21 protein-coding genes are annotated in these 23,711 nt (G+C 65.1%); 17 read left to right on the top strand and 4 right to left on the bottom strand.

Annotation, left to right across the window (positions count from 1 at the left end; translation table 11 throughout):
* The first annotated feature begins 474 nt into the window (after positions 1 to 474).
* The 13 genes from C8J40_RS02505 (at position 475) to C8J40_RS02445 (ending at position 11,087) form a co-directional block, all read left to right on the top strand.
* Complete coding sequence (locus tag C8J40_RS02505) at positions 475 to 813, top strand: flagellar basal body protein (protein WP_277983067.1); 339 nt, start codon at positions 475 to 477, stop codon at positions 811 to 813.
* Position 814: 1 nt separating this feature from the next.
* Entirely contained in the window at positions 815 to 1,225 is a 411-nt protein-coding gene (gene flgC, locus C8J40_RS02500) for a flagellar basal body rod protein FlgC (RefSeq protein ID WP_132895624.1), read from the top strand.
* A 2-nt stretch (positions 1,226 to 1,227) separates the two neighbouring features.
* Positions 1,228 to 1,908, top strand: a complete 681-nt coding sequence (locus C8J40_RS02495; RefSeq protein WP_132736538.1) for a flagellar hook capping FlgD N-terminal domain-containing protein — start codon at positions 1,228 to 1,230, stop codon at positions 1,906 to 1,908.
* A gap of 29 nt (positions 1,909 to 1,937) precedes the next feature.
* The gene (locus C8J40_RS02490) at positions 1,938 to 3,206 is read left to right on the top strand and encodes a flagellar hook protein FlgE (protein WP_132736535.1); all 1,269 of its coding nucleotides are present in this window, start codon (positions 1,938 to 1,940) and stop codon (positions 3,204 to 3,206) included.
* Positions 3,207 to 3,230: 24 nt separating this feature from the next.
* Positions 3,231 to 3,983 (top strand): flagellar basal-body rod protein FlgF, encoded by a 753-nt coding sequence (gene flgF / locus C8J40_RS02485; RefSeq protein ID WP_132895623.1) that lies wholly within the window; start codon positions 3,231 to 3,233, stop codon positions 3,981 to 3,983.
* Positions 3,984 to 3,996: 13 nt separating this feature from the next.
* The gene (gene flgG, locus C8J40_RS02480) at positions 3,997 to 4,785 is read left to right on the top strand and encodes a flagellar basal-body rod protein FlgG (protein ID WP_132736530.1); all 789 of its coding nucleotides are present in this window, start codon (positions 3,997 to 3,999) and stop codon (positions 4,783 to 4,785) included.
* Between the two features lie 5 nt (positions 4,786 to 4,790).
* Positions 4,791 to 5,480, top strand: coding sequence for a flagellar basal body L-ring protein FlgH (locus C8J40_RS02475; protein WP_132736528.1), 690 nt, complete (start codon positions 4,791 to 4,793; stop codon positions 5,478 to 5,480).
* A gap of 10 nt (positions 5,481 to 5,490) precedes the next feature.
* Positions 5,491 to 6,582 (top strand): flagellar basal body P-ring protein FlgI, encoded by a 1,092-nt coding sequence (locus C8J40_RS02470; RefSeq protein WP_207894129.1) that lies wholly within the window; start codon positions 5,491 to 5,493, stop codon positions 6,580 to 6,582.
* Between the two features lie 2 nt (positions 6,583 to 6,584).
* Positions 6,585 to 6,917: a rod-binding protein gene (locus tag C8J40_RS02465; protein WP_132736942.1), complete on the top strand. Its 333-nt coding sequence runs from the start codon at positions 6,585 to 6,587 to the stop codon at positions 6,915 to 6,917.
* On the top strand, positions 6,914 to 8,260 hold the full coding sequence (flgK, locus tag C8J40_RS02460) for a flagellar hook-associated protein FlgK (protein WP_132895622.1): 1,347 nt from the start codon (positions 6,914 to 6,916) through the stop codon (positions 8,258 to 8,260). The genes C8J40_RS02465 and flgK overlap by 4 nt, the downstream gene beginning before the upstream one ends.
* 5 nt (positions 8,261 to 8,265) lie before the next feature.
* Positions 8,266 to 9,186, top strand: a complete 921-nt coding sequence (locus C8J40_RS02455) for a flagellin (protein ID WP_132895621.1) — start codon at positions 8,266 to 8,268, stop codon at positions 9,184 to 9,186.
* 122 nt (positions 9,187 to 9,308) lie between these two features.
* Positions 9,309 to 10,172: a flagellar motor stator protein MotA gene (gene motA / locus C8J40_RS02450; protein ID WP_132736518.1), complete on the top strand. Its 864-nt coding sequence runs from the start codon at positions 9,309 to 9,311 to the stop codon at positions 10,170 to 10,172.
* A gap of 12 nt (positions 10,173 to 10,184) precedes the next feature.
* Complete coding sequence (locus C8J40_RS02445; protein WP_132895620.1) at positions 10,185 to 11,087, top strand: flagellar motor protein MotB; 903 nt, start codon at positions 10,185 to 10,187, stop codon at positions 11,085 to 11,087.
* 93 nt (positions 11,088 to 11,180) lie between these two features.
* On the opposite strand, the gene C8J40_RS02440 is transcribed toward C8J40_RS02445, so the two are convergent.
* Entirely contained in the window at positions 11,181 to 11,681 is a 501-nt protein-coding gene (locus C8J40_RS02440; protein ID WP_132895619.1) for a MucR family transcriptional regulator, read from the bottom strand.
* A 265-nt stretch (positions 11,682 to 11,946) separates the two neighbouring features.
* Between C8J40_RS02440 and C8J40_RS02435 the strand changes: the two genes are divergently transcribed.
* The gene (locus C8J40_RS02435) at positions 11,947 to 14,259 is read left to right on the top strand and encodes a glycoside hydrolase family 3 C-terminal domain-containing protein (RefSeq protein WP_132895618.1); all 2,313 of its coding nucleotides are present in this window, start codon (positions 11,947 to 11,949) and stop codon (positions 14,257 to 14,259) included.
* A gap of 45 nt (positions 14,260 to 14,304) precedes the next feature.
* Here the strand turns inward: C8J40_RS02435 and C8J40_RS02430 are convergent, their stop codons facing one another.
* From C8J40_RS02430 to C8J40_RS02420, 3 genes are all read right to left on the bottom strand, one after another.
* Positions 14,305 to 15,390 (bottom strand): sialidase family protein, encoded by a 1,086-nt coding sequence (locus C8J40_RS02430; RefSeq protein WP_243693169.1) that lies wholly within the window; start codon positions 15,388 to 15,390, stop codon positions 14,305 to 14,307.
* 6 nt (positions 15,391 to 15,396) lie between these two features.
* Positions 15,397 to 17,211 carry a DUF885 family protein gene (locus C8J40_RS02425; RefSeq protein ID WP_132895617.1) on the bottom strand — a complete coding sequence of 605 codons (1,815 nt, stop codon included), beginning with the start codon at positions 17,209 to 17,211 and terminating at the stop codon, positions 15,397 to 15,399.
* A 432-nt stretch (positions 17,212 to 17,643) separates the two neighbouring features.
* Complete coding sequence (locus C8J40_RS02420; RefSeq protein WP_132895616.1) at positions 17,644 to 18,732, bottom strand: mannose-1-phosphate guanylyltransferase/mannose-6-phosphate isomerase; 1,089 nt, start codon at positions 18,730 to 18,732, stop codon at positions 17,644 to 17,646.
* A gap of 157 nt (positions 18,733 to 18,889) precedes the next feature.
* Here C8J40_RS02420 and C8J40_RS02415 point away from each other — a divergent pair, with 157 nt between their 5' ends.
* The 3 genes from C8J40_RS02415 to prsR are packed head-to-tail and all read left to right on the top strand — an operon-like array spanning position 18,890 to position 23,704.
* The gene (locus C8J40_RS02415; RefSeq protein ID WP_132736501.1) at positions 18,890 to 20,278 is read left to right on the top strand and encodes a TIGR03013 family XrtA/PEP-CTERM system glycosyltransferase; all 1,389 of its coding nucleotides are present in this window, start codon (positions 18,890 to 18,892) and stop codon (positions 20,276 to 20,278) included.
* Between the two features lie 19 nt (positions 20,279 to 20,297).
* Entirely contained in the window at positions 20,298 to 22,337 is a 2,040-nt protein-coding gene (gene prsK, locus C8J40_RS02410) for an XrtA/PEP-CTERM system histidine kinase PrsK (RefSeq protein WP_132895615.1), read from the top strand.
* Positions 22,334 to 23,704 carry a PEP-CTERM-box response regulator transcription factor gene (gene prsR / locus C8J40_RS02405; protein ID WP_132895614.1) on the top strand — a complete coding sequence of 457 codons (1,371 nt, stop codon included), beginning with the start codon at positions 22,334 to 22,336 and terminating at the stop codon, positions 23,702 to 23,704. The genes prsK and prsR overlap by 4 nt, the downstream gene beginning before the upstream one ends.
* The last annotated feature ends 7 nt before the right edge of the window (positions 23,705 to 23,711 follow it).

Raw genomic sequence — 23,711 nt, 5'->3', positions numbered from 1 at the left:
CTCAATCCCTCCACCAAAGCACCTCCCCGGCGAAGGCCGGGGCCCAATTGGGGGACGTCGCTCACTGAGCGCGCTCTTCGTTACTGCAACCTCTCCAATTGGGCCCCGGCCTTCGCCGGGGTGGTGGACCTGTTGGGATAGGTACCCGCGCGCCACTCCGGTGAAGGGTGTCGCAACCATCGCACGGCAGCACTCTTCTCCTTGTTCTCCCGCGAAGGCGGGAGCCCAGGCTGGATCCCCGCCTTCGCGGGGAAACATGATAGGGCGGGTGTCGGAGTTCGGTTTGCCGACTTGACCGATTTAACCGGCAACCCGATTGCCGGCCATCCCTGCAACACCGGCAACCGCTTGCCGCTCGCCTTGCCGCCCGCTTGCCGTCACCCGGCAAACCGCCATCCGCCACCCTCGCGCCAAAAACTGGCACGGCCATTGCTTATGTCCGGTTGCGCAATGGTTGCGCCGGGAGACGGGCTTGTGTCAGGCGACACGCTTTTCGGGGTTCATGGGGCGGCACTCGAGGTGCGCTCGCAGCGCATGGGTGTGCTGGCGTCGAACATCGCCAACGCGTCGACGCCCGGCTTTAAGGCGCGCGACATCGACTTCCAGTCGGCGCTGGCGTCGGTCGAGAACGATGGCAGCACCAGCGCCGCGACCAAATACCGCGTGCCGACACAGACCTCGATGGATGGCAACACCGTCGAGCTGAGCCAGGAGCAGACCGCGTTCGCCGAGAACGCCGTCCAGTATCAGACGACGCTGTCGTTCCTGAACGGGCGGATCGGCCAGATTACGCGCGCGCTGAAGGGGGAATAAGATGTCCAACCAGCCCATGACGATTTTCCAGGTCGCCGGCCGCGCGATGTCCGCGCAGCTCGTCCGGATGAACACTACCGCGTCGAATCTCGCCAATGCCGGCGGCACCACCGGCTCGGCGGAGACCGCGTACAAGACGATGAAGCCGGTGTTCCGCACCAGCTTCGATGCGGCCAGCGGCATGTCCACGGTCGACGTCGAGCGCGTCGTCACCGCCGGTGAAGCGCCGATCAAGCGCTACGATCCCGACAATCCGATGGCCGACAAGGATGGCAACATCTTCGAGGCGGCAGTCGATGAAACCCGCGAGATGGTCGACATGATGGAGACCGCCCGCAGCTACCAGAACAACATCGAAGTGATGAACACCGCGAAGTCGCTCATCATCGATACCCTCAAGCTAGGCCGCTGATCATGGCAACTTCCTTCGATTCCACGCTGAATGGTCTGGGCATTACGCGCACCTCGACGACCGCCACTACAAGCACCGCGGCCAGTGCATCGACGCTGAATCAGAACGACTTTCTCAAGCTGATGACCGCGCAGATGCAGAATCAGGACCCGTTCAACCCGGTCGACAACACGCAGATGGTCGCACAGATGGCGCAGTTCTCTTCGCTCGCCGGCATCTCCGAGATGAACACGACGATGAAGGCGATCTCCGACAAGCTCGGCGCGACCAGCACCAGCGATGCGCTCGCCTATGTCGGCAAGACCGTGCTGACCGAAGGGTCGACGGCCTATGGACGCAGCTCTGGCGGGATTGCGGGATCGGTCGAACTCGGCGGTGCGGCAACCGGCGTCAACGTCACGATCAGCGATGCCAACGGCGTCGCGATCAAGACGATGCAGCTTGGCGCGCAAGCCAAAGGCACGGTCGGCTATGACTGGGACGGCAAGGACAGCGCCGGGGCCGACGCCGGCAGCGGCCCGTTCAAGGTCAGCATCAACGCGCAGAACGACGGCACCGCGGTCGCCGCGACCAGCCTGGTCTGGGCACCCGTCCAGTCGGTCTCGACCACCACCGGGTCCGCCATCCTCACCCTTCCCGGGATCGGCGAAGTGCCGGTCAGCGCCGTCCGCCAGATCGGCTGACCGCACCCTAATTCAACGGAGTCAAACGCATGTCCTTCTACACTTCGCTTTCCGGTCTCCAGGCATCGCAGACCGAGATGTCGACGATCTCGCACAATCTGGCGAACGTCTCGACCAACGGCTTCAAGAAGAGCCGCACCGATTTCGCCGACGTGATCGCGTCGAGCGTCTCGGTCGCGCCGTCGCAGCAGATCGGCTCGGGCGTCATGGTCAAGGGCAACCGCCAGCAGTTCGCGCAGGGCAATCTGATCCAGTCGTCGAACGCGCTCGATCTTGCCGTGTCGGGTGACGGGTTCTTCGTGGTGAAGCCCGACAGCGCGTCGTCGCAGGTCAACTTCACCCGCAACGGCGGCTTTCTGGTCGACGCCAACCGCTTCGTCGTCGATTCGAGCGGCAGCCATCTTCAGGTATATCCGGTGGATGGGTCGGGTTCGGTCGTCGCGACCGGTCTCAATTCCGCGGTCAGCCTGCAGCTGCCGGAAACGAGCGGCACCGCAGCGCCGACCAAGGCCGTCGCACTGAGCGTCAATCTCAATTCGAGCGCGACCGTGCCGACCACCGCGACCTTCGATCGCTTCGATCCGTCGAGCTACAACCAGTCGGCACAGACCACGGTCTATGACGCGTCGGGCAACGCGATGACGCTTACCAATTATTTCAAGCGCACGTCGTCGCCGACCGCGGACAATCCGAACAGCAGCTGGGAAGTCCACAGCTTCGTCGGCGACAAGGAGCTGACGTCGGGCGGCAATGCCGGCACGACGATGACATTCGACTCCGCGGGCAAGATGACCGCACCGACCGGCCCGATCACGTATGACGAGTTCACCACCGCCGGTTCGGCCACGCCGCAGAACATCGCGTTCACGTTCGGCGCGGATACGACGCAGAAAGCCAGCGCGTTCAACGTCACGTCGCGGACGCAGGACGGCAAGGCGGTCGGTCAGATTCAGGGCGTGACGATCGACGAGAAGGGGATCGTCAAGGCGAGCTTCTCGAACGGCGATACGCAGGCGCTGGGTCAGGTGATGCTCGCCAATTTCTCGAACCCGGAAGGGTTGCGGCAGATCGGCAACAGCAACTGGTCGTCGACCGGCGTGTCGGGCGAGGCGAAGCTGGGTTCGGCGGGCGCCAATGGGTTCGGCAATCTGATGTCGGGAACGATCGAGCGATCGAACGTCGATATCACCGAGGAACTGGTCGACCTGATCGCGGCGCAGCGCAATTTCCAGGCGAACTCGAAGGCCTTGGATACCGCCAGCCAGATCTCGCAGACCATCTTCAACATCCGCAGCTAAGCAAGCGCGCGCAGGGGACCCTGAATGGACAAGCTGGTCTACACCGCGGCGACGGGCCTGCGTGCGCACATGGCGGCGCAGGCAGCGATCGCCAACAACATGGCGAACGCGTCGACCACCGGATTCCGCGCCGACCGCGTGGTGTTCGACCGGCTCAACCTGAAGGGCGACGGCACCACGATCGAGGCACGCGCGCCGACCTCGGAAGAGGTGACCGACGCGGACCGCGCACCCGGTGCGATCCAGCTGACCGGGCGTCCGCTCGACGTTGCGATCACCGGCACCACGGCTTGGCTGGCGGTGCAGGCGTCGGACGGCTCGGAGGCGTACACCCGTCGCGGCGATCTCGAGGTGGCGCCGTCGGGCGTGCTCCAGACCGGCGACGGGCACCCGGTGATCGGCTCGGGGGGGCCGATCACGCTGCCACCCTATCAGTCGCTGACGATCGCTGGCGACGGGACGATCTCGATCGTGCCGCAGGGGGGCGACGCGAAGAACCCGCAGGTGATCGACAAGCTCAAGCTCGCCGACACCAAGGGCTCGGAAACCGTCAAGGGCCTCGACAACCTGCTGCGCGTGAAGGGCGGGGGGACGCTGCCCGAGGATCTCGACGCGAAGGTGCAGGGCGGCGCGATCGAGGGATCGAACGTCAACATGACCCAGGCGCTGGTCGACATGATCGAGAACCAGCGCAGCTACGAAGTCCAGGCGAACATGATGAAGAACGCCAAGGACATGGATGAGAGCGGTGCATCGCTGATGCGCCTGCCGAGCTAGAAGGAACCGACAAATGTCATCCGCAGCCATGCATATCGCGCGCACCGGGCTCGACGCCCAGGACATGCGCATGCGCGTCATCTCGAACAACCTCGCCAACGTGAACACCACCGGCTTCAAGAAGGACCGCGCGGCGTTCGAGACGCTCGCGTACCAGACCGTCACGACGCCGGGTGCGCAGAGCACGTCCGAGACCAAATATGCGACCGGGCTCAATCTCGGCACCGGCGTCAAGATCCAGGGCACCGCGCGCGTCGATACGCAGGGCGCGATGCAGACGACCGGAAACAGCCTCGATCTCGCGCTCGACGGCGATGGCTATTTTCAGGTGCAGATGCCCGGCGGTACGCTCGGCTATACGCGTTCGGGTAATTTCTCGCGTTCGGCCGAGGGCTTGCTGGTCACCAGCGAAGGCTATCAGGTGCAGCCCGGAATCACCGTGCCCGAGGGTACGACCGCGATCACGATCGGCTCCGACGGGACCGTGTCGGCGACCATCCCCGGCCAGACCGAAGCATCGCAGCTCGGCCAGATCCAGGTCGCGAACTTCCCCAACGGCGCAGGCCTGCAAGCGACCGGCGATAATTATCTCGTCGAGACCGCCGCCAGCGGCGCGGCCAATGTCGGCGTCGCGGGCCAGGATGGTCGCGGCAATATCAAGCAGGGGATGCTTGAGGCGTCGAACGTCAACGTCGTCGAGGAGCTGGTCGACATGATCGAGACGCAGCGCGCGTACGAGGTCAATTCGAAGATGATCTCGGCGACCGACGACATGCTCAAATACATCAACCAGAACATCTGATCGTGATGCGCAACGCTCAAATCGTCGTGCTGGTCGGCACGCTCGTCATCGCCGGACTTGGTGCCTCCCCGGTGGACGCCAGCCTGTTTGGCAAAAAGGCTCCGCCCGAGGATTTTTCGGTGGCACGGCCCTTGCCGGTCCAGCCGGTGCCGGTCGTCGCGACCGGATCGATCTTCCAGGCGCAGGACGGCTATGCCGCGCTGTACGAAGGCTGGCGCGCGCGCAAAGTCGGCGATCCGCTGACGATCGTGCTGGTCGAGCGGACCGCCGCATCGAAGTCGTCGGGTTCGAAGCTCGACAGCAATGGCTCGGGCAGCATCACACCGCCCACTACCGGCGCGCTCAATCTGTTCAGCAAGACCGATGCGACGATCAGCGGCGGGCGCAGCTTCAATGGCACCGGCGCCGCCGACCAGGCGAACTCGCTGTCGGGCGAAGTCAGCGTGACGGTCGCCGAGGTCTATCCGAACGGCACGATGCTGGTGCAGGGCCAGAAGCGCGTCACGCTCAACCGCGGCGACGAGTTCCTGAAGATCAAGGGCCTCGTCCGCACCGCCGACGTCGACGCGAACAACCGCGTGCTGTCGACCCGCGTCGCCGACGCGCAGATCTCGTACACCGGCAAGGGCGACGTCGCCCGCGCCGGCCGCCAGGGGTGGCTCGGCCGCTTCTTCTCCGTCGTCAGCCCATTCTAAGGCCGTGACCATGCGCTTCCTGCTCGCCCTTTTCGCCGCGCTCCTGATCGCCGCGCCGGCCTCGGCCGACCGGATCAAGGACCTTGGCGGGTTCCAGGGTATTCGTTCGAACCAGCTGACCGGCTACGGCATCGTCGTCGGCCTGCCAGGCACGGGCGACGACAATCTCGAATACACCGTGCAGTCGCTAAAGGCCGTCGCGTCGCGCTTCGGCCTGCAGCTACCGCCGTCCGCGAACCCGGGCATGAAGAACGCGGCGGTCGTCATGATCACCGCCGAACTGCCGCCGTTCGCCAAGCCCGGCCAGCGTCTCGACATCACCGTCGCGTCGATGGGCAAGGCCAAGAGCCTCCGCGGCGGCAGCCTGATCATGACCCCGCTGCTCGGTGCGGATAACCAGATCTACGCGATGGCACAGGGCAACCTCGCGGTTGGCGGGCTCGGTGCGGAAGGCGCGGACGGGTCGAAGATCGTCGTCAACGTGCCCTCGACCGGCCGCATCCCCGAGGGCGCCACGGTCGAACGTGCGGTCGCCACCGGGTTCGACAGCGCGCCGACACTCACCTTCAACCTCGCGCGTGCTGATTTCACGACCGCGCAGAACGTTGCCGGCGCGATCAATTCCAAACTGGGCTTCGGCAGCGCGCAGGCGATCGACGCGGTCTCCGTCGCGGTCCGTGCACCGATCGGTGCCGACATCCGGGCCACGCTGATGTCGACTATCGAGAATCTTGACGTCGTCTCCGCCGAACCGTCGGCCAAGGTGATCGTCAATGCGCGCACCGGCACCGTCGTCATCAACTCGGCGGTCCGGGTCGGTCCGGCGGCGATCACGCACGGCAAGATGACGGTGCGGATCGACGAGAAGCCGCAGGTTAGCCAGCCCGCACCGTTCAGCGGCGGCCAGACCGTCGTCACCCCGAACAGCGCGGTCGCAGTGGAGGAGGAGCGTCGCCCGATGTTCCTGCTCGCACCCGGCCCCAAGCTTGCCGACATCGTCAAGGCGGTCAACGCGATCGGCGCCTCGCCGGCCGATCTGGTCGCGATCCTCGAGGCGCTGAAGGAAGCTGGCGCGCTCAAGGCCGAGTTGATCGTCCTGTGAGCGTGATCTCCACCCCTACGACGCCGACTGCGGGCGCCACCACCGGGATCTCGACCGATACAAGCCGGCTCAAGTCGAAGGACAATCTCGACAAGGCCGGCCAGAAGTTCGAGGCGGTTTTCACGGGCATGATGCTGAAGAGCATGCGCCAGGCGAAACTCAGCGACCCGCTGTTCGATTCGAAGGCGATCGATACCTTCACCGACATGCAGGATGGGCTGACCGCAAAGGCGATGGCCGAGCACACGCCGCTCGGCATCGGCAAGGCGATGACGGACTTTCTCGCCAAATCTCAATCCGATATTAACCCGACCGCGACAGACTCACCGCCATGAGCGATCTCCTTTCGATCGGCGCTTCGGGCGTGCGCGCGTATCAGACCGCGCTGTCGACGGTGTCGGAGAACATCGCCAACACGGGCACGGCGGGCTATACCCGGCGTACGACCACGCTTGGCGAAGTCGGATCGATCAGCGGCGGGATCAACGCGCGCACATCCTCGATCGGCAGCGGCGTAACGGTCACGGGCATTGCGCGAAGCGCCGACGCCTATCGGTCGCAGGCAGTGCGCAGCGCCGGTACCGATCTCGCCAAGACCGAAACCAGCGTCACCTGGATGAGCCGGATCGAAACGTCGCTCGGCGACAACAAGCTGGGCGACCGGCTCACCAGTTTCTTTGGCGCGGCGCAGGCGCTGTCCGCCGACCCTACATCGGTTCCGGCGCGCGCGGTCATGCTCGAATCCGCCGGCACGGCCGCGGCCGCCTTCGCCACCACCGGCAAGGCGCTCGATACTGCGGCGACCGAACTCGATGCATCGGCATCGCAGGCAGTCCAGTCGCTCAATTCGCTTGGAACCGCGCTGGCCAAGATCAACGACGGCCTCGCCAGGACTCAGCCTGGTTCGTCGAGTGCGGCGCAGCTCGCCGATCAGCGCGATCAAGTGCTCGAACAGATGAGCACGCTCACCGACGTCAACACCGCGTTCGACGATCTTGGACGCGCGACCGTGCGTCTCGGCGGCGCGGCGGGGTCAGTGTTCGTCATTGGCACCGATAGCGGTCAGGTATCGTTCGCCCGCAACGACGAGGGCGCGGTGCAGTTCGCGGTGACTCGTGCCGGCGCCACCTCGGCCTTGTCGCCATCGGGCGGGACGCTGGCTGGGTTCGCCGACGGGGCGCAACGGATCGCGTCGGCGCGCGAGGGTTTGAACGCGATCGCCAGTGATTTCACCGCGCAGGTCAACGCCGTGCAGATGCAGGGGCGGGACCTCGACGGCAAGGCCGGGGCCGCGCTGTTCACGACCGGTGCCACGCCGACCGATATATCCGTCACGATGACCGATCCGCGCGGTATTGCCGCGGCGAGCGCGAACGGCAGCATCCGCGATGCGTCGAACCTGTCGGCGCTGCAGGCAGTGCGCGGCAGCGGTGGGTTCGAGACGCGGACGACCAACCTTATTGCCGGTAACGCCGCCGCATTGGAGCAGCGCAAGACGGTTGCCGATGCGCAGAGCGCGATCCGCGATGGTGCGGTCAGTTCGCTGGCGGCGGCGTCGGGGGTCGATCTCGATAGCGAAGCGGTTGACCTGCTCCGCTTCCAGCAGGCCTATCAGGCATCGAGCCGGGTCATCCAGACCGCACGCGACACGTTCCAGACCATCCTCGAGATCCGGTAACGCCCATGCAGATCGCCACCAGCCTTTTCTATGATCGTTCCGCGAGCGCGATGACGTCGCTCTCGGCGAAGGCCGATTCGCTCCAGACGCAGATCTCGACGACCAAGCGATTCTCCGCGCCGTCGCAGGATAGTGTTGCCTATCAACGGTTACAGGGGCTCGCGCGCGATACCGCGAACGACAAGGTCTATACGGCCAATCTCGGCACCGCCGAATCGGTGCTCAAACAAGGCGATACCAGCCTCAGCGCGATGACCGATCAGCTGCAGAGTGCGGTGACGCTCGTGACCCAGGCGAAGAACGGCACGCTCAATGCCGTCGACCGCAAGGCGATCGGCGAACAGATTGCCGGAATCGTCGCCTCGCTCACGGCGATCGCCAATACCAAGGACGCCCGCGGCCAAGCCCTGTTCGGTGGTGGAGACGGCGCCGCCGCGGTCGCCACCGACGGCAGCTTCGCGTTGGCGGCGAAGCCGGTATCGGGCATCCCGATCGGCGATGGCCAAAGCGTCCAAGCCAACGAGCCCGCAGCACGGATCTTTACGGTCGGTGGCGCGACCAAAGCCGATGGCAGCATCGAGGGCGGCACGAACACGCTGGCGATGCTGTCGGCGATCGCCACCGCGTTGCAGTCGGATGATTTCAAGCCGGGATCGCTCGACGGTTCGCTGGCCGACATCAGCGCGGCATCGGATCAGGTGACCAGCGTCCAGGCGTCGCTCGGCGCGCGTGCGGCACGAGTCGATCTCGAGACGTCGCGGCTGAAGGACGTCGGCACCGACCGCGAGGCGACCCGGTCTGGTCTCGAGGATACCGACATCACCAGTGCGGTCGTCGAGCTGCAAAAGACCATGACGGTCCTGTCCGCGACACAGGCGAGTTTCTCGAAGCTGTCTGCGCTATCGCTGTTCGACTATTTGCGCTGAGCCGCGGCGACCGGGAGTTTTTTTGCCGTGCGCCGCGCCGCGGTAACGGGTTGGCTACGAAATCCGGTTAATTCTCTGGCTACGCATTAACCGTCGTCGACCCAGAGGGATTTTCCAGCAGCATGTTTCCGGTCATCGGCATCGTCGTCCTTCTCGTCATGGTGTTCGGCGGGTTCGCGTTCACCGGCGGCGCGCTCGGTCCCGTCCTGGAGGCGATCCCGCACGAGATGTTGATCATCGGCGGTGCCGCCGCGGGCGCGCTGATCATCGGCAATTCGGGCAAGGAACTGAAGGCGCTTGGCGGCGGCCTCGGCAAGGTCTTCAAGGGCCCGAAATACAAGAAGCAGGATTATCTCGACGTCATCTTCCTCGTCAGCAAGCTGATGAAGATGCTGCGGATGGACGGGCCGATCGCGCTCGAGCCGCATGTCGAGGACCCGCAGTCTTCCGCGGTGTTCGCCGAATATCCCAAGCTGTTGAAGGATCATGCGCTCATCAACCTGATCGCTGACACGCTCCGCCTGGTCGTGGTGTCGTCGGGTACGCTCGACGTGCACGCGGTCGAGGAGGTGATGGACCAGTCGATCAAGACGCATCATCACGAGGAAGAAAGTGCCCACGGCACGCTCACCAGCCTCGCCGACGCGCTGCCCGCACTCGGCATCGTCGCCGCGGTGCTGGGCGTGGTGAAGACGATGGGGTCGATCGACAAGCCGCCGTCGATCCTCGGCTCGATGATCGGCTCGGCGCTGGTCGGCACGTTCATGGGCGTGTTGCTCGCCTATGGCATGGTCGCGCCGCTCGCCAACCGGCTGCGCCAGGTGCTCGATGCCGACGCGGCGATCTACGGCGTGGTCAAGCAGATCATCATCGCCTCGCTCCACGGCCATCCGCAGCCGCTGGTGATCGAGGCTGCGCGCTCGGGCATCGCGCACAAGAACCAGCCGGGCTTCGCTGAAGTCTTTGACGGGCTTCGCGGCAAGTAAGGCGCGATCGATATGGCCCGCGCACCCCATGGCAACATTCAGCCGCCCAAGATCATCGTTAAGAAGATCTATATCGAGGGGCATGGCGGCCATCACGGCGGCGCCTGGAAGGTCGCCTATGCCGATTTCGTGACCGCGATGATGGCGTTCTTTTTGCTGTTGTGGATCCTTGGCGCGACCACCGAGAAACAGCGCAAGGGCATCGCCGATTACTTCGCGCCGACGCTGCTAGATACACGCTCGCTCGGGATCGGTGGCGGTGGGCTGTTCGGCGGGGAGTCGATTCTCGACAAGAACAAGATCGGTCCGAAGGCCGGGCAGACGAGCATGCCGCAGATCGCGGTGCCAGATGCGGGCAAGGGCGGCGCATCCACCGGTACCGGCGAGCAGGGTACGATCAAGAACCGCCAGGCGCTCGCCAGCGAAGATCGCAAGAACTTCGAATCGATGCGCAAGCGCGTGCTGAGCCAGATCGCCGCGTCGCCCAAGCTGTCGCGGCTCGCGAGCCACGTCCGCTTCGTCCCGACGCAGGACGGCATGCGGATCGACCTGGTCGACGATGCGAATTATTCGATGTTCGCGCTCGGTACGACCGCGCTCGATCCGCAGGCGGGCGACCTGATCGGGATGATCGCCACGTCGATCAAGGGCATGCAGAACCCGATCATGATCCGGGGCCATACCGACAGCGTGCCGTACGGCGATCCGCGCGCGATGAACAACTGGATGCTATCGTCGGGGCGTGCCGAGGCGACCCGCCGCCGATTGCTGTCGGGCGGAACCCCGGAAGCACGCTTCGAACGCATCGAAGGCGTCGCCGACCGGGAGCCCCTGATCGTCAAGGATGCGGCCGATCCGCGTAACCGCCGCGTCGCGATCACGTTGCTCTACCGGCGGGGCCGCTTCGGCAAATAGGCCGGTATCCCCCGACAAATCGACGCAGACAAAAAAAGGGGACCGGTGCTTGGCGCACCGGTCCCCTTTTCGTTTTACGCCCTGTGCAGCCGCTTATTCGGCGGCGACGGTATCCGTCTTGCGCTTGCGCGTGGTCGCGGCGGGGGCAGGCGCCGCTTCGGCCTTGCGCGCACCTGGCTTGCGACCCAGGCCGATCTTCTTCGCCATCGCACGACGGCTTTCCGAATAATTCTCGGCGACCATCGGATAGTCGGGCTTCAGGCCATAGCGTTCGCGGTACTCGGCCGGCGTCATGCCGTGCGTCGCCAGATGACGGCGTAAGGTCTTGTAGGACTTGCCGTCGATCATCGAGATGATGTGATCCTTCGATGCCAGCGACTTTCGTGCCGACACGGCCGGCGTATATTCAGCCGCTGCTTCGACGGGAGGCGCTTCGGTGGTAGCACCCAACAGCGCGGCGACCGTATCGTGCATTCTGCCCAGAAAGGTAGGAACGTCATCGGCCGAGCTTCGCGTATTCGGATTACCAAGCCAAGCAATGGTCAGCTCTGTCGCAAGTTCGACGGCACTCAGGTCGGTGGTATCTTCGGACATGTTCAACTCCATTGACTGACGTCGCCGTAACAACGTGTGAGACTGGGTTCAACCGCCAGATTAGCAATTATGGGGTAATTTTTGTAAAAACGTACATGGAGAGACACGACTACATCGCGAAGCCGCCGACAATTTGCTTTAGATTAAAGTATGTCGCGGGCCGATCAATTTAACGATCGGCCAGCTCGGGAATGCCCGCACCCACTAGGCGACAGCCTCGGCAGACCGTATCCGACGTGCACATCAGTCAAAAAAAGAGGGTTCCATGACCGCATCTCGCACCAAGACCATTTTCGCACGTCTCCTTGCGGGTTCGGTCGTGATCGGCGTCGTGGCGGCATCGCCCGCCATCGCACAGACGACCAACAACGCGCCCGGCGCCGCGGCGGCGCGAACCGAAGCGCCGAAAGCGCGGCCATGGATGAACACTGCGCTGAGCGCCGATGCACGCGTCGATCTACTCCTCAAGGAGATGACGCTCGACGAGAAGCTGCAACTCACGTTCGGTTATTTCGCGACCAATGCAGACTGGCTGAAGACGCCGGTCAAGAACTGGGTCTATCCCAAGGACGGACTGCCCGCGTCTGCCGGCATCGTCCCCGGCATTCCGCGGCTCGGCATCCCGAACCAGTGGCAGACCGATGCCGGCGTCGGCGTCGCCAGCCAGCGCGGGCCGACGCCGCGGCTGCGCACCTCACTGCCGTCGGGGATCGCGACCGCGGCGACCTGGAACCCCGAACTCGCACAGGCGGGCGGCGCGATGATCGGCCGCGAGGCGTTCCTGTCGGGCTTCAACGTGCAGCTCGCCGGCGGCATGAACCTGACGCGCGAGCCGCGCAACGGCCGCAACTTCGAATATGGCGGTGAAGATCCGTTGCTGGCGGGTGTGATCACCGGCCACGAGATCAAGGGCATCCAGTCGCAGCACGTTGTCTCGACGATGAAGCACTACGCCTTCAACGGTCAGGAGACGAACCGCAACAACATCGATCACAAGATCGGCGAACAGGCTGCGCGCCAGTCCGATCTGCTCGCGTTCGAGATCGCCAATGAGGTCGGTCAGCCCGGCTCGGTGATGTGTTCGTACAACCGCGTAAACGGCCATTACGCGTGCGAGAACGACTGGCTCTTGAACAAAGTCCTTAAGCGCGACTGGGGCTTCAAGGGCTATGTCATGTCTGATTGGGGTGCGACGCATTCGACCAGCGAGGCGGCCAATGCCGGGCTCGACCAGCAGTCGGGCTGGGCGTTCGATCGCTCGGCGTATTTCGCGGATGCGCTGCGCGAGGCTGTCAACAACGGCCATGTCAGCGAAGCGCGCGCGACCGACATGGCGCGCCGCGTGCTGTGGGGAATGTTTTCCGTGGGCGCGTTCGACACTGTCGTGAATGGCGATCAGGCGACCAAGATCGACTATTCCGCGCATGCCGCGGTGACACGCGCGGATGCCGAGGACGGTATCGTCCTCCTCAAGAACACCGCCGGGCTGCTGCCGATCGCGAAGACGGCGAAGTCGATCCTGCTGATCGGTGCGCATGCCGATGTCGGGGTGCTGTCGGGCGGTGGATCGAGCCAGGTCTATTCGCATAATGCGCCGACCAACGGCCTGGTCGTGCCGGATGAATTCCCGAGCGGTTTCCCCGGTCCCAAGACCTATCACGCGTCGTCGCCGATGAAGGCGTTGCAGGCGCGAACCGGCGCGACGATCACCTATCTTGACGGCAAGGACGTCAAGGCAGCGGCTGCGGCGGCGCGGAAGGCGGACATGGTCGTCGTGTTCGGCGAGCAGTGGACGGGTGAGTCGATCGACGTGCCCGACCTGAACCTGCCCGATGGCCAGAACGCGCTCATCGATGCGGTCGCGCATGCGAATGCGGAGACGGTGGTCGTGCTCGAAACCGGCGGTCCGGTGGTGATGCCGTGGCTCGGCAAGGTCGGCGCGGTGCTGGAAGCGTGGTATCCGGGCACGGCGGGCGGCGAGGCGATCGCGCGCGTGCTGACCGGCGAGGTCAATCCGTCGGGCCACCTGCCTGCGACCTTCCCGGCGTCGCTCGCACAGATCCCGCGGCCCAAGCTGGAGGGCGATCCCAAGCTCGACCGCGATTCGCATCCGATGGGGAATTACGACATAGAGGGTGCGGCGGTCGGCTATAAGTGGTTCGACAAGACCGGTGCCAAGCCGCTGTTCCCGTTCGGTTATGGGCTTTCCTATACCAACTTCGCGATGACCGGCCTGACCGCGTCCCCCGCGGGCAAGGGCATCAAGGCGGACTTCACGGTCCAGAACTCCGGCGCGGTGCAAGGCAAGACGGTCGCGCAGGTCTATGTTTCGGGCGCAGGCTGGGAAGCGCCCAAGCGGCTCGGCGCTTTCCGCAAGGTCGATCTCGCACCCGGCAAGGGTCAGACGGTGTCGGTGACGATCGACCCGCGCCTGCTTGCGACGTTCGATGTCGCCAGCGGCGGGTGGAAGATCGCCGGCGGCGACTACAAGGTAATGCTCGCAACGTCTGCTGCGGACATCGTCCAGACCGCAACGGTCCGTGTGGCCGCGCAGACGCTCGACGCGAGCGGCAAGTAAGCGTTATCTGAATGTTGGGGGTGCGGTGTTAAACGCCGCCCCCCATCAGCGGAGCCGGCGCGGGTCGACCACGACATATTTGATGTGCTTGCGATCGTAAGTGTAGGTGATCCGGACCAGCCCGTCGCGAGTCTGGATCACCGCGGGATAGGCATAGCCGTCGGGCAGCGGCTTGCTTTCCAGCGTCAGCACCTGATGCCAGCGCACGCCATCGTCCGACAGTGCGAGATTGAGCGGCCAGCGCGGTCCGTCGCCGGGGCGGTCGGGCCAATGACCGCTGTGATTATAAACGATCAACTGTCGCCCATCGCGCAACGTCACCGCATCGGTGCCGGCGTTCGGGTTGGGAAGGTCGATCGCGGCGAGGGGCGACCAGGTCCGGCCGGTATCCTTCGACCAACTCATGGCGAGCGCACCCTGGCGCGTGCGGGCGATCAGTTCGAGCCGGCCATCGGGATAGGACAGCACGCTGGGCTGGATCGCCTCGATATGCATCGGCGAGGGGATCGGCGGCTCGACCGTCCAATGCGCGCCGCGATCGGTGCTGCGTTCCATGCGGAGCGACCAGCGATTGGCCTCCGCGGTGCCTTCTTCGCGGCTCGATGGTGCAAGCCAGCTCCCGTCGCGCAGCACGACGGGCTTGTTCTTGATCGGTCCCAGGACGCCGTCGGGCAGGCGCTCCGGCTTGCTCCAGCTACGGCCGTTGTCGGTCGAGCGGATCATCATCCCCCACCAATCACGCGGGTTCGGCCCGACCTTGTAGAACAGGCGGAGGTCGCCCGGGGCAGGCTGGAACAGTACTGGGTTCCAAGTCGGAAGATGGCGACCATCGGCGCCGATACCCGCCGCCACCGGTTCGGGCGCACTCCATCCGCCGTCCCCGCGGCTGCTGCTACGCGATGTCCAGATGCGGACGTCGGTATTGCCTTCGCCCGATCCGGCGAACCAGGCCGCCATCAAGGTGCCGTCGGCGAGCTGCACAGTCGTCGACGCGTGCGCCTGTGGATAGGGGGCGTGCGCGTCGATCAGTTCGGCCGTCAGGATGGCATCCGACGCTGACGGCCGCGGGGCATTGCCGGGAGCGCCAGCCCCTGACAGCATCGCGGCCAGCCCGATGATCGCCACCTTCATGGCGACTTACGCCCGCCCGCGTATCGCCGCGATCCGCTCGTCGACGCGGCGTTCCAGGATCGTCAGCGGCATGGCGCCTTCCTTCAGGATGTCGTGGAACTGCTTCAGGTCAAACCGGTCGCCCAGTGCCGCCTTCGCCTTCACCCGCGCGCGCGTCCATGCCATGTGGCCGACCTTGTAGCTGCACGCCTGGCCGGCCTGCGTGCAATAGCGCTCGACCTCGCGCAGCGTCCTTGGCCGCGCAAACCCAGTGGTCGCGACCATGTAGTCGGTCGCCTTCTCGCGGCTCCACTGCTTCGCGTGAATGCCGGTATCGACCACCAGTCGCGTCGCGCGGAACAGGAACGACTGGAGATACCCTGCGCGCTCCAACGGCGATGCATACGCTCCCAGTTCATCGGCCAGCTGCTCGGCATACAGCGCCCAGCCTTCCGAATAGGCCGAGAAGAAGCCGATTTTCCGCAGCGTCGGAATGTCCTTCGACTCCTGCGCGAGGCTGATCTGGAGGTGATGCCCCGGCACGCCCTCGTGATAGGTCAGCGACGGCAGCGTATATTTCGGCCAGTCGCCGACGTCCTTCAGATTGACGAAGTAGATCGCCGGACGGGTGCCATCGAGCGAGGCGCGATTGTAATAGCCGTTCGCCGCGCCGTCCTGGATCTCGACCGGTACGCTGCGGATTTCGAGCGGCTGCGTTGGCACCTCCGAAAAGGCCTGGGGCAGCTTGGCGTACATCGCTTTGATACCGTCGTTCAGCCCGGCGATCAGCTCGGTGCGCCCCTCCGCCGTGTTCGCATAGAGCTGGTCCGGCATCACGTTCAGCTTGGCGAGCCGCTCGCCGACCGTCCCCGTCGCATAGCCCTGCGACTTGAGAATCGTGTCGAGCTGGGCGGTGATCTCGGCGACCTGTGCCAGGCCGATCCGGTGGACCTCGTCGGGGCTCATCGTCGTGGTCGTCGCCTGGTTCAGCGCCATCGCGTAGATCGCGTCGCCGTTCGGCACGCGCCAGATTCCGTCGCCGGGCTTGGTCGTCGGCTTTAGTCGCTCGATCAGCGCGATCTGGCGATCGAGTGCGGGATAGACTTTCTCGTCGACGATCTTAGCGGCGCGTGCTTGCCAGTCGCCGGTGAGACCCTTGGCGGCGGCACGCTTGACCAGCGACTGGACGATGCTCGACGTCGCGGCGGGCTGGCCCCGCAACTTCCGCATCTGGCCGAGCGTCAGGTCGAGCGACCAACCGGGTGCGAGCAGCCCGCGTGCCGCCTCGGCCTGCTGCATCGCGCTTTCCTGGTCGAGCACCGTGCCGAACTGGTCGAGCCGCGACAGGTACGCTTCGGCATCGGGCGTCGCGGCGATCGTGTGCGCAGTGTTGAGGAAGTCGGGCACCTGGAAATAGGCGCCGCCCTGCTGGAAGATCCGGTAGGGGCGGATCGGGCTGTCCATGCCGAATTTCTCGGGCGCGGCGATCTGCGTGTTCAGCGAATACCGCACCACTTCGAGGTTCAGCTTGGCCGCTGGCGACAGGCCCGCGCCGTCATAGCGCGCGAGGCTGGCGAGCGCAGCCTTCGTCTCGGCGACATCACGCGCGCGCTTGTCGGGTGTCCGCGGCGAAAGCTGGCTCTTGAGTCCGGCGAACGGTCCCTTGTCGAGACCCAGCGAGGTCGCGAGTTCAGGCGACCGCGCCACGCTACGCTGGAAAATCCGTTCGAAGTCCGCGTTGAGCGCAGTATCGCTGCCCGACTGCGCGAGGGCCGAAGACGGCAGCAGCGTGGTGGCAAGCGCGGCGACGCCTCCCGATGCGAGGAACTGGCGACGATCCATGACGAATTCTCCCGTGAACTTTCGCGCATCTAAGCCGATCGGCACACGGACCGCCAGAGCCGGAGGGGGCGGAAAATCGGGCGCGCGTTTCGCGGGACGGCGCATGCCCCGGAACCAGACCAACGATCGTCGGTTAGACCTGCGAGCCCGACGGTGTCCTTACCCCACCCGAAGGACCCGTCGGGTTTAGTATGCGTGATAGAGGTTGAAGTGCGAAACGAGACAGCCAAACGTCCAGCCGGCGCCCGATTGCAGGATGTCGGCGAAACGCTGCGCTCGTCTTGGCAGACCCCGACCGACACGATGATTACCGATGACATCCCCACGCTGTTGACCCGGTTGTCGCGCGTGCCCAAGGTTCGCCGAAAAGCCGAGTAGAGGCGGGCAGGTGGCCTGACCCGGATCCTGTCGAGGATCCAGGGAAAGCTTGGCTCAGTGCGCCGCGTCCGTCTTTGCCGCGTCTGTCTTCATCGCCTCGATCAGCTTCTTGACCTCCTGGCTGCGGCCGCGCGGCATGATCAGGACGTCGTTGCCGCTTGCTACGACGATCAGATCTTCGACCCCGACGAGCGACACGCGGATCCCGTCGCTTCGCACGAAGCACTGCTTGGTATCGATCGCCAGTACGTTGCCGCCGCCTTCGCTGCGATGCGCGTTGCCAGCATCGTCGAGGTCGCTGATCGCGTGCAGGGCGTCCCAGCTGCCGACGTCGTTCCAGCCCATCGCAACCGGTACGACGGCAACGCGCTCGGCCTTCTCCATGACGGCATAATCGATCGAATCGTCAGGCGACGCCGCGAACGCCGTCGCATCGGGATAGATCCGGGTGCCTTCGGTGCGTGCCTTGTCCATCGCCTCGCGGGTCGCAATCAGGATACCCGGATCGAATTGGGCGAGCGCTTCGAGATAGGCATCTGCCTGGAACAGGAACATGCCGCCGTTCCAGGCATGATCGCCGCTGGCAAGCATCGACTGTGCCTTGTCGAGCGGCGGCTTTTCGACGAACCGCGCGACGCGGTGAACGCCTGGCTGGAGTTCGTCGCCGATCTGAATCCAGCCATAGCCGATCTCGGGCGAGTCCGGTGCGATACCGAACGTGACGAGCCAGCCCTGCGACACCAGCGGCATCGCCGCCTCGATCGCTGCATGGAATGCGGCGACGTCGTTGATGACGTGGTCGGACGGCATCACGAGCAGCGCGTTACCGCCGCCGCCGGCTGCGATCGCCGCCAAGGCGATCGCCGGCGCGGTGTTGCGACCGGCGGGTTCGAGAATCAGCGCCTGGGGCATAGCGCCCGCATCGGCAAGTTGCTGCTCGACCAGATCGGCGTGACGCGCATTGGCCACCACGATCGGCGCCGCATAGCGTTCGCCTTGGGTGCGGCCCGCGGTGAGTTGCAGCATCGTTTCGTTTGCCGTCAGTGCGAGCATCTGCTTGGGCATCTCTGGGCGCGACATCGGCCACAGGCGTGTGCCGGAACCGCCTGAAAGTATCACGGGAACGATCGTACGTACGGTCATGGAGCCTCCTGCCGGTCGCGCTATAGTGCCGGCGTTAGCTTCGCAATCGTCAAGTGGCCCAAGCGGTTGCAGGGTCTTCAGCCTTTTTTTGGGAATTGCTGCCAAGCTCTGTCCAGCGTCGGCAGATTTTACAGATAGGCGTCGGGAACAACGGACCATGATACGGCTCTTCAAGCACTATGTACCCCATGTGGTCCTGATGCTCGGTCTGGTCGATCTGGTGCTGCTCATCACGTCCGCGGAGATCGGCTGGGTCGTCCGCGCGCACCAGATCGGTATGCAGGTCGAGCCGATCCAGACCCGTATCGGGCAGTTGCTTACTTTTGCGTTCGCCTTGCAGGTGTCGCTGGTGGCAGTCGGCGCGTACGGCGTGGCGTCGTTCCTGTCGCTGCGCTTTGCCGCCGCGCGGCTCGCGGTCGCGCTGTCGATCGGCGTGATGTTCTTGTCGTTGATCTTCTTCCTGGTACCGCCGCTTGCGCTGTGGCGCTCCAATCTTCTCTATTCGACCGTCATCGCGACGGTGTTGCTCGTCACGGTTCGCGCGCTGCTCGGCAAGACGCTGGGCGGCGAAACGTTCAAGCGGCGCATCGTCGTGTTGGGCGCGGGGGTGCGTGCCGCCCAGATCCTGAGCCTGTCGGGACAGCCCGGGGTTAACTTCATCGTCGCCAAGTTCGTCTTGATGGGAGAGACCGAGCCGGTCGTCCAAGGGGCGCTGCCACGTGGCGATATTCCCAATCTGGCGGCTTATATCGTCGATCAGAATGCAAGCGAGGTCGTGCTCGCGCTCGACGAACGCCGCAATGCGCTGCCAATGAAGGATCTGCTCCGCGTCCGTACCACGGGCGTGCAGGTCAGCGAGATATCGAGCTTCCTCGAACGCGAGACGGGGCGGATCGACCTCAAGAGCGTGAACCCGTCCTGGTTGATCTTCTCCGACGGGTTCGCCTCGAGCCGGATGCTGTCGAGCGTCTTCAAGCGGGCGTTCGACATCATCGCCGGCGGGCTGCTGCTGGCGATCACCTTGCCGATCATCCTGGTCACTGCGGTCGCGATCAAGCTCGAGTCGAAGGGGCCGGCCTTCTACCGTCAGCGTCGAGTCGGCCTTTACAGCGAGGGGTTCGATATCCTGAAGCTGCGATCGATGCGGCAGGATGCCGAGGTGTCGGGCAAGGCGGTATGGGCGGCGGAGGACGATCCCCGGATCACGCGGATCGGTCGCTTCATCCGAAAGGTCCGGATCGACGAACTGCCGCAGACCTGGACCGTGCTGAAGGGCGAAATGAGCTTTGTCGGCCCCCGCCCCGAACGGCCCCAGTTCGTCGAGCAGCTCGAGGAGCAACTCCCCTATTATGCCGAGCGGCACATGGTGAAACCCGGCATTACCGGCTGGGCCCAGATCAACTATCCCTATGGCGCATCGATCGAAGACGCCCGGCACAAGCTCGAATACGACCTTTATTACGCCAAGAATTATTCGCCGTTTCTCGACCTGCTGATCCTGTTGCAGACGCTGCGCGTCGTGCTGTGGCCGGCGGGGGCACGATGAGCGTCGTGATGTCCCAGCCATGATCACCACTTTGATTCTGTGGAGTTACGCGCTGGCCGCTCTGCTGTTCGGTGCGCTGGCGCTGACCCAAGTCCGGCAGCCGAGCGGGCAATGGCCGCATGCCGCGTTCGTCGTTGCGCTCGCGACGACGAGCCTTTGGGCGCTTGCGGTCGCCGGGATCGACACGCGCGATGTCGCGACACGGATCGTCGCAAGCGCGCGCGACATCGCGTGGCTCGGTTTCATGCTCGCGCTCGTCCGGCGCGATCGCGCCGGCAATTATGCGCTCGGCGCGGTGTATTTCGTGGTGATGGCGCTTGCCGGAACCGCGGCGATGCTCGCGGTTGCCGTGCGGATGGGGCTGGACGCCGAGGCGCTGACGGCGGTCGAGTCGGCCCGTGTCGTGTTTCGAATGATGAGCGCGGTCAGCGGTCTGGTGCTGGTCCACCATCTGTACCAGGCGGCACCTCCGTCGCGGGGCGGCATCCGTCTTGTCGTGCTCGCGCTCGCAGCGATGTGGGGCGTCGACCTGCTCGTGTCTGCGGGCGTGTATTTCGACATGCGGTGGATGCCCGCGGCGATCGTCGTGCGCGGCATCGTCATGACCGGCGTCGCGGCGTTGCTGGTGGTCGGCGTACACCGCAGCGGCGACTGGACGCTCGCCTTGTCGCGGCCGATCACGGTGCGTGCGCTGTCGACGGTGGCGTTGATCCTGTACGCCGGCCTGACCGCACTCGCGACCAGCATCGCGGCCAGCTATGCCGGTCCCTATGTCCGCGTCGCCCAGACCGCGATCGTCTTCGGTGCGACCGCCGGCGCGTTGGCGATGCTCTCGACCCCGTGGCTGCGAGCCTGGACCAAGGTGAAGGTCGCCAAGCATCTCTTTCGTCATCGCTATGACTACCGCGCGGAATGGCAACGCTTTACCGACACGCTGGGCAAGCCGGCGGCCGGTGCCGATACGCTGCACGCGCGTGTCGTGAAGTCGATCGCCGACCTGACCGACTCACCGGGTGGCCTGTTGCTGGTGGCCGATGGCGTATCGCTAGGGCCGGAAGCCATGTGGAACTGGGACTGTGCCGCCACCGGTCCGCAGGATGACACGCTGGCCCGGTTCCTCGCCAGGGACGCCCGGATCATCGAACTGGATCGTGTCCGCGCAGGTACCGCACCGGCCGAAGACATGGCCAGCGTTCCCCGCTGGCTTCAGGATTGCCTGGATGCGTGGGCGATCGTCCCGCTGATCCATGGCGGCGCGCTGGTAGGGGCAATCGTGCTCGCGCGACCACCCGTCGACCGGGCGCTCGACTGGGAGGATTTCGATCTGCTCCGGGTCGCCGGGCGGCAGGCGGCAAGCTATCTGGCCGAGGGCCGGGCGCATGCCGCACTCGCCGATGCGGCGCGGTTCGACGAGTTCAACCGGCGCTTCGCGTTTATCCTGCACGACATCAAGAACCTCGTCAGCCAATTGACGCTGGTCGCGCGCAATGCCGAGCGCCATGCCGACAATCCCGAGTTTCGCGTCGACATGGTTGCCACCCTCAAGGATTCTTCAGACCGCATGAACGTGTTGCTCGCTCGTCTCTCGCAGCATGGCCCGGTCCGCGGAGAGCCGCTTCAGCCACTCGACGCCGCGGCAATCGTCGAGCGCGTCGCAGCTAGCCGACGTGGCCAGCACCCGATCGCCGCGCGCGCCGCGTCGGTTTTCGCGCTCGGTCACGCCGCGCGTCTCGAACAGGTGCTTGGTCATCTCGTCCAGAATGCGATCGAGGCGAGCGATGCCGATGCGCCCATCCTGCTGTCGGTCGAGACGGTCGGCGACCGGGTCGCGGTCGACGTAATCGATCATGGCAGCGGAATGGCGCCAAGCTTTGTGCGCGACCAGCTGTTCCGCCCGTTCGTCTCCTCGAAACCGACAGGATTCGGTATCGGTGCGTTCGAGGCACGCCAGCTGGTGCATGCGATGGGCGGCGCGCTCGACGTCACCAGTCGCGAAGGTGAGGGGACCCGGTTCCGCATCCTGCTTCCTGCGGTCGCGTCGCTGGAGGCGGCGGCATGAGCGGCGGCACGAGCGAGGGACCGCGGCGGGTCCTGCTGATCGTTGAGGACGATGTTGGGCTTCAGCGTCAGCTTCGCTGGGCGTATGAAGGGTATGAGATCGTCGTCGCCAGCGATCGGACACAGGCGCTGGATGCGATCCGCGTGCATGAGCCCGCGGTCGTCACACTCGACCTGGGGTTACCGCCCGACCCGGACGGCGTCACCGAAGGGTTCGCCACGCTGCGTGACATCCTCGCCATCAAGCCCGATACCAAGGTGATCGTCGCCTCTGGCCACGGCGCGCGTGAAAGCGCGTTGCAGGCGATTGCCGACGGAGCCTGGGATTTCTACGCCAAGCCGATCGATATCGATGCGCTGGGGATGATCGTCAGTCGCGCGTTTCACGTCCATGCGCTGGAGGCCGAAAACCGACGCCTCGCGGCACGGATCGACGCAGGCGGGTTCGGTGGCCTTATCAGCGCGTCGCCCGATATGGCGGCAGTCACGCGTACGCTGGAGCGAGTCGCCCCCGCCAACGTCTCGGTGATGCTGCTCGGTGCGAGTGGTACCGGCAAGGAACTGCTCGCGCGCGGACTCCACGACGCCTCGCCGCGATCGCGCGGCAATTTCGTCGCGATCAACTGCGCGGCGATTCCCGAGACGTTGCTCGAAAGCGAGTTGTTCGGTCACGAAAAAGGCGCGTTCACCGGCGCCGTGAAGACGACCGAAGGCAAGATCGAACAGGCAGCCGGTGGCACGCTCTTCCTCGACGAGATCGGCGACGTGCCGCTCGCGCTTCAGGTCAAGCTGTTGCGGTTTCTTCAGGAGCGCGTGATCGAACGCGTCGGCGGGCGCAAGGCGATCCCGGTCGACACCCGGATCGTCTGCGCGACGCACCAGAATGTCGACGCGATGGTCGCCGACGGGCGGTTCCGCGAGGACCTGTATTACCGCCTCGCGGAGATCGTCGTGCGGATCCCGGCGCTGGCCGATCGGACCGGCGACGCGGTATTGCTCGCGCGCCACTTCGTCACGCGCTACGCCACGTCGATGAACCCCGTCGTCACCGGCCTTGCTCCCGACGCGCGTGCTGCGATCGATGGCTGGGGGTGGCCGGGCAACGTCCGCGAACTGGAGAACCGGATCAAGCGCGCGGTCATCATGGCGGACGGCAAGCTGATCACCGCAACCGACCTCGATCTCGACGGCAAGGCGGAGGACGCGTCCATGCTCAATCTGCGCGCCGCGCGCGAGCTCGCCGATCGCAAGGCGATCCGCCAGGCGCTCGCGCGCTCGGATGGCAATATCGCGGGCGCATCGCGGTTGCTCGGGATCAGCCGACCGACGCTGTACGATCTGCTGAAAAGCTACGATCTCCATGCCTGAGGCGACC

It is taken from the genome of Sphingomonas sp. PP-CC-3A-396 (assembly GCF_004343105.1).
Taxonomy (GTDB): domain Bacteria; phylum Pseudomonadota; class Alphaproteobacteria; order Sphingomonadales; family Sphingomonadaceae; genus Sphingomonas.
Note: the sequence above shows the minus strand (reverse complement) of the source record. Positions and strands in the feature narration are given on the sequence as shown.

Excerpts from the sequence above, each read along its gene's own strand:
- flgC (WP_132895624.1), top strand. The coding sequence starts at position 815 with ATGTCCAACCAGCCCATGACGATTTTCCAGGTCGCCGGCCGCGCGATG.
- motA (WP_132736518.1), top strand. The coding sequence starts at position 9,309 with ATGTTTCCGGTCATCGGCATCGTCGTCCTTCTCGTCATGGTGTTCGGC.
- C8J40_RS02475 (WP_132736528.1), top strand. The coding sequence starts at position 4,791 with ATGCGCAACGCTCAAATCGTCGTGCTGGTCGGCACGCTCGTCATCGCC.
- flgK (WP_132895622.1), top strand. The coding sequence starts at position 6,914 with ATGAGCGATCTCCTTTCGATCGGCGCTTCGGGCGTGCGCGCGTATCAG.
- prsR (WP_132895614.1), top strand. The coding sequence starts at position 22,334 with ATGAGCGGCGGCACGAGCGAGGGACCGCGGCGGGTCCTGCTGATCGTT.
- C8J40_RS02495 (WP_132736538.1), top strand. The coding sequence starts at position 1,228 with ATGGCAACTTCCTTCGATTCCACGCTGAATGGTCTGGGCATTACGCGC.
- C8J40_RS02490 (WP_132736535.1), top strand. The coding sequence starts at position 1,938 with ATGTCCTTCTACACTTCGCTTTCCGGTCTCCAGGCATCGCAGACCGAG.
- C8J40_RS02420 (WP_132895616.1), bottom strand. The coding sequence starts at position 18,732 with ATGACCGTACGTACGATCGTTCCCGTGATACTTTCAGGCGGTTCCGGC.
- C8J40_RS02435 (WP_132895618.1), top strand. The coding sequence starts at position 11,947 with ATGACCGCATCTCGCACCAAGACCATTTTCGCACGTCTCCTTGCGGGT.
- C8J40_RS02470 (WP_207894129.1), top strand. The coding sequence starts at position 5,491 with ATGCGCTTCCTGCTCGCCCTTTTCGCCGCGCTCCTGATCGCCGCGCCG.
- C8J40_RS02455 (WP_132895621.1), top strand. The coding sequence starts at position 8,266 with ATGCAGATCGCCACCAGCCTTTTCTATGATCGTTCCGCGAGCGCGATG.
- C8J40_RS02445 (WP_132895620.1), top strand. The coding sequence starts at position 10,185 with ATGGCCCGCGCACCCCATGGCAACATTCAGCCGCCCAAGATCATCGTT.
- C8J40_RS02430 (WP_243693169.1), bottom strand. The coding sequence starts at position 15,390 with ATGAAGGTGGCGATCATCGGGCTGGCCGCGATGCTGTCAGGGGCTGGC.
- prsK (WP_132895615.1), top strand. The coding sequence starts at position 20,298 with ATGATCACCACTTTGATTCTGTGGAGTTACGCGCTGGCCGCTCTGCTG.
- C8J40_RS02440 (WP_132895619.1), bottom strand. The coding sequence starts at position 11,681 with ATGTCCGAAGATACCACCGACCTGAGTGCCGTCGAACTTGCGACAGAG.
- C8J40_RS02425 (WP_132895617.1), bottom strand. The coding sequence starts at position 17,211 with ATGGATCGTCGCCAGTTCCTCGCATCGGGAGGCGTCGCCGCGCTTGCC.
- C8J40_RS02415 (WP_132736501.1), top strand. The coding sequence starts at position 18,890 with ATGATACGGCTCTTCAAGCACTATGTACCCCATGTGGTCCTGATGCTC.
- flgG (WP_132736530.1), top strand. The coding sequence starts at position 3,997 with ATGTCATCCGCAGCCATGCATATCGCGCGCACCGGGCTCGACGCCCAG.
- flgF (WP_132895623.1), top strand. The coding sequence starts at position 3,231 with ATGGACAAGCTGGTCTACACCGCGGCGACGGGCCTGCGTGCGCACATG.